The 12,828-nt window shown below is 68.2% G+C and carries 11 protein-coding genes; 7 read left to right on the top strand and 4 right to left on the bottom strand.

All coding sequences use genetic code 11. The features are described 5' to 3' along the window. Positions 1 to 70: 70 nt before the first annotated feature. Entirely contained in the window at positions 71 to 1,030 is a 960-nt protein-coding gene (trxB, locus tag ASD35_RS20420) for a thioredoxin-disulfide reductase (RefSeq protein ID WP_056876783.1), read from the bottom strand. 175 nt (positions 1,031 to 1,205) lie between these two features. On the opposite strand from trxB, the gene ASD35_RS20415 reads away from it, so the two are divergent. From ASD35_RS20415 to ASD35_RS20395, 5 genes are read left to right on the top strand one after another with little or no spacing between them, the layout of a single operon-like run. Continuing rightward, the gene (locus tag ASD35_RS20415) at positions 1,206 to 1,874 is read left to right on the top strand and encodes a Crp/Fnr family transcriptional regulator (RefSeq protein ID WP_056196243.1); all 669 of its coding nucleotides are present in this window, start codon (positions 1,206 to 1,208) and stop codon (positions 1,872 to 1,874) included. A gap of 16 nt (positions 1,875 to 1,890) precedes the next feature. Then, positions 1,891 to 4,275, top strand: coding sequence for a DNA translocase FtsK (locus ASD35_RS20410; protein ID WP_056876782.1), 2,385 nt, complete (start codon positions 1,891 to 1,893; stop codon positions 4,273 to 4,275). Then, positions 4,272 to 4,892: an outer membrane lipoprotein chaperone LolA gene (lolA, locus tag ASD35_RS20405; RefSeq protein ID WP_056876781.1), complete on the top strand. Its 621-nt coding sequence runs from the start codon at positions 4,272 to 4,274 to the stop codon at positions 4,890 to 4,892. The genes ASD35_RS20410 and lolA overlap by 4 nt, the downstream gene beginning before the upstream one ends. Further along, positions 4,889 to 6,187, top strand: a complete 1,299-nt coding sequence (locus ASD35_RS20400) for a replication-associated recombination protein A (protein ID WP_056876780.1) — start codon at positions 4,889 to 4,891, stop codon at positions 6,185 to 6,187. Before lolA ends, ASD35_RS20400 begins: the two co-directional genes overlap by 4 nt. Next, positions 6,129 to 7,079, top strand: coding sequence for an amino acid ABC transporter substrate-binding protein (locus ASD35_RS20395; protein WP_157275677.1), 951 nt, complete (start codon positions 6,129 to 6,131; stop codon positions 7,077 to 7,079). Before ASD35_RS20400 ends, ASD35_RS20395 begins: the two co-directional genes overlap by 59 nt. Before the next feature lies 1 nt (position 7,080). On the opposite strand, the gene ASD35_RS20390 is transcribed toward ASD35_RS20395, so the two are convergent. The 3 genes from ASD35_RS20390 to ASD35_RS20380 are packed head-to-tail and all read right to left on the bottom strand — an operon-like array spanning position 7,081 to position 10,485. Then, entirely contained in the window at positions 7,081 to 7,278 is a 198-nt protein-coding gene (locus ASD35_RS20390; protein WP_056876778.1) for a hypothetical protein, read from the bottom strand. 23 nt (positions 7,279 to 7,301) lie between these two features. Continuing rightward, complete coding sequence (locus ASD35_RS20385; RefSeq protein ID WP_056876777.1) at positions 7,302 to 8,642, bottom strand: sigma-54 dependent transcriptional regulator; 1,341 nt, start codon at positions 8,640 to 8,642, stop codon at positions 7,302 to 7,304. Further along, positions 8,635 to 10,485: an ATP-binding protein gene (locus ASD35_RS20380; protein WP_056876776.1), complete on the bottom strand. Its 1,851-nt coding sequence runs from the start codon at positions 10,483 to 10,485 to the stop codon at positions 8,635 to 8,637. The genes ASD35_RS20385 and ASD35_RS20380 overlap by 8 nt, the downstream gene beginning before the upstream one ends. A 316-nt stretch (positions 10,486 to 10,801) precedes the next feature. On the opposite strand from ASD35_RS20380, the gene ASD35_RS20375 reads away from it, so the two are divergent. Continuing rightward, positions 10,802 to 11,725, top strand: coding sequence for a branched-chain amino acid ABC transporter permease (locus tag ASD35_RS20375; protein WP_056876775.1), 924 nt, complete (start codon positions 10,802 to 10,804; stop codon positions 11,723 to 11,725). A 12-nt stretch (positions 11,726 to 11,737) separates the two neighbouring features. After that, complete coding sequence (locus tag ASD35_RS20370) at positions 11,738 to 12,820, top strand: branched-chain amino acid ABC transporter permease (RefSeq protein ID WP_056876774.1); 1,083 nt, start codon at positions 11,738 to 11,740, stop codon at positions 12,818 to 12,820. The last annotated feature ends 8 nt before the right edge of the window (positions 12,821 to 12,828 follow it).

Here is a 12,828-nt window from a genome sequence, read left to right as displayed (position 1 = left end):
CCAGCAGGCAAGCCCGCGAGTATAGCGGCAAACCCACAGGTCGTCCATGGACGAGCGCCCGCGGCGCGGCTCAGCCGTTCTCCTGCTCGAGGAAGCGCTGCGCGTCCAGGGCTGCCATGCAGCCGGTGCCGGCACTGGTGATGGCCTGGCGATAGACGTGATCCTGCACGTCGCCGGCCGCGAACACACCGGGCACGCTGGTCATCGTCGCGAAACCGTTCAGGCCGCTCCTGGTCAAGATGTAGCCGTCCTTCATCTCCAGCTGGCCCTGGAAGATGTCGGTGTTGGGGTGATGACCGATGGCGATGAAGCAGCCATGCACGGGAATCTCGACCTTGCTGCCGTCCTGCACGTTCAACGTGCGCACGCCGGTCACGCCGGAGGCGTCGCCCAGTACCTCGTCGAGTTGCTGGAACAGGTGCAGCTTGATCTTGCCCGCGGCCGCCTTCTCCATCAGCTTGTCCACCAGGATGGGCTCGGCGCGGAACTTGTCCCGGCGGTGGATCAGGTGAACAGTGCTGGCGATGTTGGACAGGTAGAGCGCCTCCTCGACTGCGGTGTTGCCGCCGCCGACGACGCAGACTTCCTGGCCGCGATAGAAGAACCCGTCGCAGGTCGCGCAACCGCTGACCCCGCGGCCCATGAACGACTGCTCCGACTCCAGCCCGAGGTATTTGGCCGAGGCGCCGGTGGCGATGATGAGTGCGTCACAGGTGTACGTGCCGCTGTCGCCCACCAGCGTGAAGGGGCGCTTGGAAAAGTCGACCTTGTTGATGTGGTCGAAGACGATCTGCGTCTGGAAGCGCTCGGCATGCTGCAGGAAGCGCTGCATCAACTCGGGGCCTTGCACGCCCATCACATCGGCGGGCCAGTTGTCGACCTCGGTGGTGGTCATGAGCTGACCCCCTTGGGCCATGCCGGTAATCAGCGTAGGCTTGAGATTGGCGCGTGCGGCATAGATGGCAGCGGTGTAGCCGGCGGGGCCCGAGCCGAGGATGAGCAGGCCGTGGTGTTGGATGGATGCGGTCATGGCGGAGGAGGTGAGGGCGGCGGGACGTCTCGCAAGGGCGTCGGGCTGAGCACTTAGGGGTGAAAACCCCGGCCTAACCCGATGCGGCGAACCCTGCCGCGTGTGCACAATGCACGCCATTTTAGGCAGGCGCCTTTTCGGCCGCCGGCCTGGGGCTCAAACCTGGAGAGTGCATATGGCGATGATTTCCAACCTGGACCTGATCCGGCGCGTTCCGTTGTTCTCGATGCTGACCACCGACCAGGCCCAGTCCATCGCCGACAGCGTCGTCAAGCGCCGCTTCAAGCGTGGTGAACTGATCGTCGAGCAGGGCACCAAGTCCAACGCGCTATTCATCCTGTTGAACGGCCGAGCCCGTGTGTTGACGGCCGACCACCGTGGCCGCGAGGTCATCCTCGCCGTGCTGCAGTCGGGCGACTACGTCGGCGAGATGAGCCTCATCGACAACGAGCCGCACTCGGCCACCGTACGCGCCGAGGTGCAGACCGACATGCTGGTGCTGGGCCGGCTGGAGTTCGCGCGCTGCCTGCCCGAAAGCAGCAGCCTGTCGTACGGCATCCTGCGCGGGCTTGTTGCGCGGCTGCGCAACGCCGACCGCCAGATCGAGTCGCTCGCCCTGCTGGACGTCTACGGCCGCGTCGCGCGCACGCTGCTGGACATGTCCGAGGACGAGAAGGGCATCAAGCTCATCCGCGGCAAGGTCTCGCGCCAGGACATGGCCAAGGTCGTCGGCGCGTCGCGCGAGATGGTCAGCCGGGTCATGAAGGACCTGGAGGAGCGCGGCGTCATCGAAACGCTTGAGAACGGTTCGGTGGTCATCAAGGAACGGCTGACCCACGATTGACGGTGACAATGCGGGGATGAGTTTTCCCCTCGGTTCCCTGCTGGGCGGCGATGAGACCGCCGGCGAACCCGCTGCCGCCAAACCTGCCCGCCGACAGGCGCCCAAACCCGCGGCCCCGCCGCCGTCCGCTGCCTCGCGGCTGTTGCGCACGCCGCTATGGTTGGCCTTGACGGCCCTGCTGTTAGCCCTGCTCGTGCTTGCCATGACCACGCATGACCTGCGCGATGCCGCCTTCAGCACCAGCGGCCAGCGCGACCTCGTCGGCAACCGCGTCGGCAGCTTCGGTGCGTGGCTGTCGGACGGGCTACTGTTCCTGTTCGGCTTCTCCGCCTGGTGGCTGCCGCTGCTGGCGCTGCGTGGCTGGTTGCGCGGCCTGGCCGGCGTGTTGCGACATGACGTGCTGCCGGCGCCACGCTGGAGCCAGCGGGCACGCTGGTGGGCCGGCCTCGTGCTGCTGATCGGCGCGAGCTGCGCGCTGGAGTGGAGCCGCCTCTACGCCCTAGAGCCGCGCCTGCCGGGGCATGCGGGCGGCCTCGTTGGCTACACGCTCGGGCCGCTGGGCATGAAGGGCCTGGGCTTTGCCGGTTCCGGCGTCGTTTGGATCGTGCTGCTGCTGACCGGCTTGTCGTGGGCGTTCCGCTTCTCGTGGGGCCATCTGGCCGAGCGCATCGGCGAGCGCATCGAAGAGTTGCGCGAGAAACGCATCGAAAAGCGCGAGATCAAGGCGGACCAGAAGGCCGGCGAGCAGGCCGTCAAGGAGCGTGAGCACGAGGTCGAGGTGGAGCGCCAGATCGAGCGCCAGTGGGAGCAGGGCGGGGCGGAGCACGCGCCCCTGGTCATCGAGGCGCCCGTCGTCGAGGTGCCGCAGTCCACGCGCGTGGCCAAAGAGCGCCAGCAGACGCTGTTCATCGATGCGGGTGACGCCAAGCTCCCGCAGGTCGACCTGCTGGATGCCGCGCCTGGCCGACAGGAGACGGTCACGCCCGAGTCGCTGGAGATGACCAGCCGTCTCATCGAGAAGAAGCTGCGCGATTTCGGCGTGGAAGTGCATGTCGTCGCTGCGTCGCCCGGGCCGGTCATCACGCGCTACGAGATCGAGCCGGCCACCGGCGTGAAGGGCTCGCAGATCGTCGGGCTGGCCAAAGACCTGGCGCGCTCACTCAGCCTCGTGTCCATCCGCGTCGTCGAGACCATTCCCGGCAAGAACTACATGGCGCTGGAGCTGCCCAATGCGCGCCGCCAGACCATCCGCTTGTCGGAGATCCTCGGCTCGCAGGTCTATGCTGACGCCGCATCCCAGCTGACCATGGGCCTGGGCAAGGACATCATCGGCCTGCCCGTCGTGGCTGACCTCGCCAAGATGCCGCACTGCCTGGTGGCCGGCACGACCGGTTCGGGCAAGTCGGTGGGCATCAACGCGATGATCCTCAGCCTGCTCTACAAAGCCGAGGCCCGCGACGTCCGTCTCATCCTCATCGACCCCAAGATGCTGGAGATGAGCGTCTACGAGGGCATCCCGCACCTGCTGGCGCCGGTCGTGACGGACATGAAGCAGGCCGGCAATGCGTTGAACTGGTGTGTCGGCGAGATGGAGCGGCGCTACAAGCTCATGTCCAAGATGGGCGTGCGCAACCTCGCCGGCTACAACAAAAAGATAGCCGAGTCCGAGGCCAACGGCATCAGCATCCCCAACCCGTTTAGCCTGACGCCCGAGGAACCCGAGCCCCTGCAAAAGCTGCCCTTCATCGTCGTCGTCATCGACGAACTGGCCGACCTGATGATGGTGGTCGGCAAGAAGATCGAGGAACTGATCGCGCGGCTGGCGCAGAAGGCGCGGGCGGCGGGCATCCATCTGATCCTGGCCACGCAGCGACCGTCGGTGGACGTCATCACCGGCCTCATCAAGGCCAACATCCCGACACGGCTGTCCTTCCAGGTCAGCTCCAAGATCGACAGTCGCACCATCCTCGACCAGATGGGCGCCGAGGCGCTACTGGGCATGGGCGACATGCTCTACATGCCCTCCGGCACCGGCCTGCCCATCCGCGTGCACGGCGCCTTTGTCAGCGACGACGAGGTCCACCGCGTTGTGGAGTACATCAAGTCCCAGGGTGAACCGAATTACATCGAAGGCATTCTCGAAGGCGGCGTACTCGACGACATGGGCGGCGAGGCACCTGCGCCCGGCGAAGCGGCCGGCGAGGCCGACCCGATGTACGACCAGGCCGTGGCCATCGTGCTGCAGCACCGCAAGGCGTCCATCTCGCTGGTGCAGCGACACCTGCGCATCGGCTACAACCGCGCCGCGCGGCTGCTGGAGCAGATGGAAAAGTCCGGTCTCGTCGGCGCCCTGGCCTCCAACGGCAGCCGCGAGTTGATTATTCCGAAACGAGACGAATGAAGCGCATCCTCCTCAGCCTGACGCTGCTGATCGCCAGCGTCGCCCATGCCGACGCGGTCGACGCGCTGCGCGATTTCGGCCGCGACGTGAAGAGCGGCAAGGCCAACTTCACGCAGACGGTCACGTCGCCGGATGGCAAGCGCAAGAAGGTGTCGTCCGGCTCGTTCGAGTTCCAGCGGCCCAACCAGTTCCGCTTTGCGTACGCCAAGCCGTTCGAGCAGGTCATCGTCGCGGATGGGCAGAAGGTCTGGATCTACGACGCCGACCTCAACCAGGCCAGCTCCCGCAAGCTGGCCGATGCTTTGGGTGCCACGCCTGCCGCGCTGCTCGCGGGCGCCAACCTGGAGCGTGACTTCACGTTGAAGGCGCAGCCCAGCGACGGCGGCCTGGATTGGGTGCTGGCCGTGCCCAAGCAGGCCGATGCCAAGCAGGCTGAGTCCACCATCCAGTCCCTCAAGCTCGGCTTCAAGGGCAAGGAGCTCGCCGCGATGGAGATCGTCGACGCCTTCGGTCAGCGCTCGCGGCTGGACTTCAGCGCCGTGCAGACCAACGTGCCCGTCGCGGCCGAGCGCTTCCAGTTCAAGCTGCCGGCCGGGGCCGATCTCATCGAGCAATGACGGATCTGTTCGCCGCCGAGCCGCCTGCCCAGCCGCTGGCCGAGCGGCTGCGGCCCAAGACGCTGGACGAGGTCATCGGCCAGCGCCACCTGCTGGGCCCCGGCATGCCGCTGCGCACGGCCTTCGAGGCCGGGCGGCTGCAAAGCATGATCCTGTGGGGCCCGCCGGGCGTCGGCAAGACGACCCTGGCGCGGCTGGTGGCGGGCGCCTTCGATGCGCAGTTCATCGCCATCTCGGCGGTGCTGGGCGGGGTGAAGGACATCCGCGAGGCCGTGGACCGCGCGCAGATCGCCGCGCAGCAGGGCCGGCGCACGGTGGTCTTCGTCGACGAGGTGCACCGCTTCAACAAGGCCCAGCAGGACGCCTTCCTGCCGCATGTCGAATCGGGCCTGTTCACCTTCATCGGCGCGACGACCGAGAACCCCAGCTTCGAGGTCAACTCGGCCTTGCTGTCGCGCGCCCAGGTGCAGGTGCTCAAGAGCCTGGACGCGCAGGAGCTGCAGCAGCTCATCGCCCGCGGCGCCGCCGAGCTGGGCATCGAGCCGCCGACCCAGCAGGCCGCCGACCGCCTCATCGGCTATGCGGACGGCGATGCCCGCCGGCTCCTGAACGCCCTTGAATCAGCCGCCGCACTGGCCGGCGGCGCCCGCATCGACGAGGGGTTGCTGGAACGCACCTTGGGCGAGCAGTTGCGCCGTTATGACAAGGGCGGCGACCAGTTCTACGACGTCATCAGCGCCCTGCACAAGTCGGTGCGCGGCAGTAACCCGGACGCGTCGCTGTACTGGTTCGTGCGCATGGTGGACGGCGGCGTCGACGCCCGCTACATCGCGCGCCGCCTCATCCGCATGGCCAGCGAGGACATCGGCCTGGCCGACCCGCGCGCGCTGCGCATCACGCTGGATGCGGCCGAGACCTACGAGCGGCTGGGTTCGCCCGAGGGCGAGCTGGCGCTGGCCGAGGCCGTCGTCTACCTGGCCATCGCGCCCAAATCCAACGCCGTCTACAAGGCCTTCAACGCGGTCAAGGCCTTCGTCAAGCAGGACCAGTCCCGCCCGGTGCCGGTGCACCTGCGCAATGCACCGACCAAGCTGATGAAGGAGCTGGGCTACGGCAAGGCCTATCGTTATGCGCATGACGAGCCGGGCGGCTACGCTGCCGGCGAGCAATACCTGCCCGACGGCCTGGAGCACCAGCGCTGGTACGAGCCGGTGCCGCGCGGGATGGAGCTGCGCATTGCAGACAAGCTGGCCGAACTTCGCCGGCTGGACGATGAAGCGGCTGCTGAGAGCTAGCGCGACAGCCTGCGCTGGCTTGGCGCTTTGCTTCGGCACGGCTCAGGCGGCCGATGGCCCCACGCTCACGCGCGTGCGGGACACCGGCGTCATCGTCATCGGCTACCGCCCGGCCTCGTTGCCGTTCTCCTATCTGGACGCCCAGTTGCGCCCCACCGGCTACACGGTCGAGCTGTGCGACCGCGTCGTCGCCGCCGTGCGCGAGAAGCTGCAACTGCCCGACCTGGAGGTGCGCCGCGTCGAGGTGGCTTCGGCCACGCGCATGCCGCTGGTCATCAACGGCACGCTGGACATGGAGTGCGGCATCACCACGCACACGGCCGAGCGGGCGCGCAGCCAGGCCTTCTCGCTGACCATCTTCGTCGCCGAGAGCCGGCTGTTGACGCGCACGGCCAGGCGCGTGCAGAGGCTGTCGGACCTGCGCGGCCAACTGGTCGCGTCCACCATCGGCACGACCAGCATCCAGCACCTGGCCAAGGTCAATGACGAGCAGGCGCTGGGCATACGCATCCTGGGCGGGCTGGACGACCCCGAAGGCTTCCAGCTGCTGCGCAGCGGCCGCGCCGCGGCCTTTCTGATGGACGACGTGCTGCTGCGCGCCTTGCTGGCCCAGCAGGGGCCGGGCGCGGACGACTACCGCATCTCCGACACCGCGATGACGGTGGAGCCTTACGCTATCGGCCTGCGCAAGGGCGACCCGCAGTTCAAGGCGCTGGTGGATGAGGTGCTGGCGGGCCTGTACCACAGCGGCGAGATCCACGCCATCTACCGCCGCTGGTTCGAGTCGCCGCTGCCGTCCCAGGGCCTGAACCTGAAGCTGCCGATGAGCGCGGCCTTCCGCCGCGTGATCGCGAACCCGACGGATTCGCCGGACCCGGAGCGTTATCGCTGATTCAGCGCCGGCTGGCGTAGACGAACAGGCCTTCCAGGCCTGTGAGGACTGCGAACGCAATCCCCAGGGGCAGGAACGAATGGTCCTGCAGGGACCAGTAAAGGGCCAAACCCGCGCCGCCAAACGCCAAGCCATGGGCGATGACGCCCACCACGGCGGTGTTCAAAGGGTTGCCGGACTTCTCAGGCGCGAACTTCATGAGCGGCCTCCTGACTCGCAAATCTAGCGGAAGTCGTCCAGCACGATGCCGTGTCGGTGCAGCTTGTCGTACAGCGTCTTGCGGGGCGTGCCCAGCAGCTCCATCGCCGCGGGCACCTTGCCCTGCGCGCGGCGCAGGGCCTGCTCGATCAGCGTTTTCTCAACGAGGTCCATCTGCCGGGCCAGGTTGAGCGCCGGCACGGCCTGCAGTGCGGCTTGCGGGTCGAGGTCGTCCAGCGCCAGCACGAAGCGGTCGGCCGCATTGCGGATCTCGCGTACGTTGCCGGGCCAGTCGTGGGCCATCAGCTCGCGCAGCTTCTCGGGTGTCAGCTCGGGCGCGGCGCGCTCGTAGCGGGCGCAGGCCTGGGCGACGAAGTGCTCGAACAGCAGCGGGATGTCCTCGCGGCGCTCGCGCAGCGGCGGCAGGTTCAGCGTGGCGATGTTCAGGCGGTAGTAGAGGTCGCTGCGGAACTCGCCCTTGGCTGCCTGCTCCTTCAGGTCCGACTTGCTGGCCGCGATGAAGCGCACGTTGATGGGCAGCTCCTCGTTCGAGCCAAGGCGTTCCACGCGCCGCTCCTGCAGCACACGCAGCAGCTTGATCTGCAGCGCGATGGGCATGGTCTCGATCTCGTCGAGCAGCAGCGTGCCGCCGTTGGCGTGCTCGATCTTGCCGATGCGGCGCTTGGCGGCCGACGTGAACGAGCCCGGCTCGTGGCCGAACAGCTCGCTCTCGAACAGCGCCTCCGGGAGTCCACCGCAGTTGATGGCGACGAAATGCCGGTCACGCCGCCCGCTCTGGTCGTGCAGGCAGCGGGCCACCAGCTCCTTGCCGGTGCCGGTCTCGCCGACGATGAGCACGTCGGCCGACGTGCCGGCGAGGTTCAGCACCTGGCGGCGCAGCTGCTGCATGGCGGGCGATTGGCCGAGCAGTGCCGCTTCGATGCCACTGGCGCGCTGCAATTGCGCGCGCAGCTCGTCGGCCGAGTGGCGCAGCGTGCGCAGGTCCAGCGCGCGGCGGGCCACGTCCAGCAGGCGCTCCGGTGCAAAGGGCTTCTCGATGAAGTCGTAGGCGCCGGCGCGCATGGACTGCACGGCCATCGCGACGTCGCCATGGGCGGTGATGAGGATGGTGGGGATGCCCGGGTCCGTCGCCTGCACACGCGCCAGCAGCGCGCGGCCGTCCATGCCGGGCAGGCGCACGTCGGTGATGACGACGATGGGTGCGCCGGGCTGGATGTGGGGCAGGGCTTCTTCTGCGCTGCGGCAGGGGACGACGGCGAGGCCCTCCAGTTCCAGCGTCTGGGTCAGGCTGACCCGCACCGGCAGGTCGTCCTCGACGAACACGACCTTGTAGCCTTCAAACATCATGGGTCTCCGGTACGGCGGTCCAGCTCTCGACGGCGAGGTCGAACTCGAAACTCATGCCCTGCGCGAGCTTCTCGGCACGCAGCGTGCCGCCGAACTCATGCACGATCTTGGCCGAAATGACCAGGCCGAGCCCCAGGCCCTCGCCGGCCGGCTTGGTCGTGAAGAAGGGCTCGAAGAGGCGGGCCAGGTCCGCCTCGCCGACGCCAGGGCCGCAGTCCTGCACTTGCACCAGCACGCGCTGGCCCGCGTCCTGTGCGACGGCGCGCACGCGCAGCCGCCGCTCGGCCTCGTGCTGCATCGCGTCGATGGCGTTGCCGAACAGGTTGACCAGCACCTGCTCCAGCCGGTTGGCCTCGGCGCGCACGCGCAGGCCGGGCGGCAGGTCGATCTCGGTGGCCAGGCCCAGCGCCCGGCTGCGGTGCTCCAGCAGCAGCAGCGCGTTGCGCACGCAGTCCAGCAGCGATACCGCGCTGGTGACCTGCTCGTCGGCCTTGCGGGCGAAGCTCTTGAGCTGCCGCGTGATCTGGCTCATGCGCTCGACCATGTCGTCCATGATCTGCAGGTTGGCCGCCACCGCATCTTGACGGCCGGCCTCCAGCAGGCGCATGGAATTGCGCGCCAGCGCACGCAGCGCGGTCAGCGGCTGATTGACCTCGTGTGAGAGCCCGGCCGACATCTGGCCCAGCACCGCCAGCTTGCTGGCCTGCAACAGCTCGCCCTCGGTCTGCAGGCGCTGGGCGATCTGGGTCTTGAGCGCGTCGTTGGTTTGACGCAGCTCGGCGGTGCGGCTGTCGACCAGTTGCTCCAGTTGCGCATGGGCCTGGCGCAGGTCGGCCTGCGCCTGGGTGAGCTGGCGCAGGGCGCGCCGCCGGGATGACAGGTGCAGCACCAGCAGGCCCACGCTCGCACCGAAGGCCGCACCGCCCCAGGCCGCCAGCTGCGCGCGCTGGCGCACCTCGGTCAGGTCCGACAGCGCCACCAGGCGCAGCCCGAGCGGCACGATCTGGCGCTGCTGGGCCAGCATGGTCTTCGCCCCTGGCAGCGGCAGCTTGACCTGCAGGCCCTGGTGCACCTCCAGCGACGCGGGCAGGTCGAGGTCCGGGCCGATGGCCTGCGGGTAGCGGGCGCTGGCCTGCAGGGCCTGGCGGCGCGACGGGTCGGCATGGTCGAGCACCGCGTACTTCAGGGCCTGCACCGAGCTCATGATGACCACGTCCTGGTCGTCGGCGACGAGGATGCGTTCACCCTGCGAGCGCAGCCCGAGGTCCAGCCAGGTCGCCTCCAGCGGCGCAAGGTTGAAGCGCACGACGATGACGCCCGCCGCCTGGCTGGCCTGGCGCATCGGGTGCAGCAGGTAGAAGTCGGTGCTGCCGGTGTTGGGGTCGGCGGCGAAGAAGTGGCTGCGGCCCTGGGCAAGCGCCTCGGGCAGGCGGGCCGGCGGGGCCAGCGGCTCGCTGGCGGACAAGACCTGGCCCTGCGGCGTGGCGAAGAAGATCTGGTGCGTGCCCGCGCGCACGTTGACGCGGGCCAGCATGTGGCTGGCGGCACGGCGGCGCTCGGGATCGTCGGGGGCCTGCATCAGCGCCTGCAGCGTCGGCGCGATAGCCAGCAGGCTGGGCAGCGAGGCATGCCGCCCCAGTTCGGCGGCGAGGTTGGAGGCGTACAGCTCCAGCCGCTCGGTGCTCAGCGCCGACAGCTGCTCACGGCCACTGCGTTCACTGAGGCGGTGCGCGAGCACGAAGCCCAGCACCATCAGCAGGCCGGTCAGGAAGAGATGAAAGCCCGGCCGGCCCAGCAGACGGAGCAGGCGCAGCGCGCGTGGGCGGAGGGATTCGGGCACAACCATGGCAGCGGGGCCGTGTAGTGTGCCCACGCCGGGCACGCGTGGGCAGGGCTTGCGGCGGTTTTTTCAGCGCTGGCGGAGAACCGCTCGCGGCGCGTGCGGTTTGTGCGGATTTCCGCCCAGCCGGCGGCGGCTGACACTCGTGAAATCCGACCTTGACCCGCTGCCCGGGACGGATCGAACACCAGGCGGCTACATGCGGTCGGTGAATACCCTTGAAACGCCGCTGGTTTTTGTGTTTTGGCACGAGGGTTGCGATTCACCCCGGGTCGCGTGGCGCATGCTGCGCCCTACAAACTTGTCTGGAGCCCTCATGGAGACTCTGATTCAACAGATCATCAACGGCCTGGTGCTCGGGAGCATGTATGCCCTGGTCGCCCTGGGCTACACGATGGTCTACGGCATCATCAACCTCATCAATTTCGCCCACGGCGAGATCCTGATGGTCGGCGCCATGGTCAGCTGGACGGTCGTCACGCTGCTGGCCGATTCCGGCATCCCCGGCTGGCTGCTGATGCTGATCGGCCTGGCAGCCGCCATCGTCATCTGCGCGACGCTGAACTACGCGGTCGAGAAGATCGCCTACCGGCCGCTGCGCAACGCGCCGCGTCTGGCGCCGCTGATCACCGCGATGGGCATGTCGCTGCTGCTGCAGGTGCTGGCGATGATCATCTGGAAGCCCAACCCCAAGCCCTTCCCGCTGCTGCTGCCGACGACGCCGTTCGACCTCGGTGGCCCGGTCATCACGGTCACGCAGTGCCTGATCCTGGGCCTGACGGTCTGCATCCTGGCCGGCCTGATGTACCTCGTGAACTTCACCAAGCTGGGCCGCGCGATGCGCGCCACGGCCGAGAACCCGCGCGTGGCCGGCCTGATGGGTGTGAAGCCCGACTTCATCATCTCCACCACCTTCGTCATCGGCGCCGCGCTGGCGGCCGTGGCCGGCCTGATGTGGGCTGCCAACTACGGCACCGTGCAGCACACGATGGGCTTCATGCCCGGGCTGAAGGCCTTCACGGCCGCGGTGCTGGGCGGCATCGGCAACCTGGCCGGCGCCGTCGTGGGTGGCGTGCTGCTGGGCCTCATCGAGGCCATCGGCGCGGGCTATCTCGGCGACCTGACCGGCGGTGTGCTGGGCAGCCACTACGCCGACATCTTCGCCTTCGTCGCCCTCATCCTTGTGCTGACGCTGCGCCCCTCGGGCCTGCTCGGCGAGCGTGTTGCTGATCGCGCCTGACGGAGGAACGCCATGCAAACCAAGAAACTCGTCACCTTCCTGATCGCGGCCGTGGGCCTGCTTGTCGTGCCGCTGTTCGCGCAGCAGTTCGGCAACGGCCCGGTGCGCATCATCGACCTGGCCCTGCTGTACGTGCTGCTGGCCCTGGGCCTGAACATCGTGGTCGGCTATGCCGGCCTGCTGGACCTGGGCTACGTCGCCTTCTACGCCGTCGGCTCCTACCTGTTCGCGCTGATGGCCAGCCCCCACCTCAGCGAGAACTTCGAGGCCTTCCGGGCGGCTTTCCCGACCGGGCTGCACTCGCCGCTGTGGATCGTCATCCCGCTGGCGGCCGGCGTCGCGGCGCTGTTCGGCGTCGCGCTCGGTGCGCCGACGCTGAAGCTGCGCGGCGACTACCTTGCCATCGTGACGCTGGGCTTCGGCGAAATCATCCGCGTGTTCCTGAACAACCTGGAGTACCCGGTCAACGTCACCAACGGTCCGCGCGGCATCGGCCAGATCGATTCCTTCCGCTTCTTCGGCATCGACCTCGGCAAGCCGCTGCAGATCGGCGACTACACGCTGCCGTCGGTGACGCTGTACTACTACCTCTTCCTCGCCCTGGTGGTGGCCAGCGTCATCATCTGCTACCGGCTCGAGCAGTCACGCATCGGCCGCGCCTGGATGGCCATCCGCGAGGACGAGATTGCCGCCAAGGCGATGGGCATCAACACCCGCAACCTGAAGCTGCTGGCCTTCGGCATGGGTGCCACCTTCGGCGGTGTCGCCGGTGCGATGTTCGCGAGCTTCCAGGGCTTCGTGTCGCCGGAGTCCTTCAGCCTGCAGGAGTCGGTCATGATCGTCGCGATGGTGGTGCTGGGCGGCATCGGCCACATCCCCGGCGTCATCCTGGGCGCGCTGATGCTGGCGGCCCTGCCCGAGGTGCTGCGCTACGTCGCGGGCGACATCCAGCAGCTGACCGACGGCCGCATCGACGCGTCCATCCTGCGCCAGCTGCTGGTGGCGCTGGCCATGATCACCATCATGCTGATCCGTCCGCGCGGCCTGTGGCCGGCGCCGGAACACGGCAAGGCCGCTCCGGCCCCCGCGAAGTGAGGAAGGCA

It is taken from the genome of Pelomonas sp. Root1444 (assembly GCF_001426885.1).
Lineage (GTDB): Bacteria > Pseudomonadota > Gammaproteobacteria > Burkholderiales > Burkholderiaceae_C > Pelomonas.
This window is presented reverse-complemented; position numbering and strand designations above follow the sequence as displayed.

Coding starts and splice junctions, on each gene's coding strand:
- ASD35_RS20370 (WP_056876774.1), top strand. CDS start 11,738: ATGCAAACCAAGAAACTCGTCACCTTCCTGATCGCGGCCGTGGGCCTG.
- ASD35_RS20415 (WP_056196243.1), top strand. CDS start 1,206: ATGGCGATGATTTCCAACCTGGACCTGATCCGGCGCGTTCCGTTGTTC.
- lolA (WP_056876781.1), top strand. CDS start 4,272: ATGAAGCGCATCCTCCTCAGCCTGACGCTGCTGATCGCCAGCGTCGCC.
- ASD35_RS20375 (WP_056876775.1), top strand. CDS start 10,802: ATGGAGACTCTGATTCAACAGATCATCAACGGCCTGGTGCTCGGGAGC.
- trxB (WP_056876783.1), bottom strand. CDS start 1,030: ATGACCGCATCCATCCAACACCACGGCCTGCTCATCCTCGGCTCGGGC.
- ASD35_RS20390 (WP_056876778.1), bottom strand. CDS start 7,278: ATGAAGTTCGCGCCTGAGAAGTCCGGCAACCCTTTGAACACCGCCGTG.
- ASD35_RS20400 (WP_056876780.1), top strand. CDS start 4,889: ATGACGGATCTGTTCGCCGCCGAGCCGCCTGCCCAGCCGCTGGCCGAG.
- ASD35_RS20385 (WP_056876777.1), bottom strand. CDS start 8,642: ATGTTTGAAGGCTACAAGGTCGTGTTCGTCGAGGACGACCTGCCGGTG.
- ASD35_RS20410 (WP_056876782.1), top strand. CDS start 1,891: ATGAGTTTTCCCCTCGGTTCCCTGCTGGGCGGCGATGAGACCGCCGGC.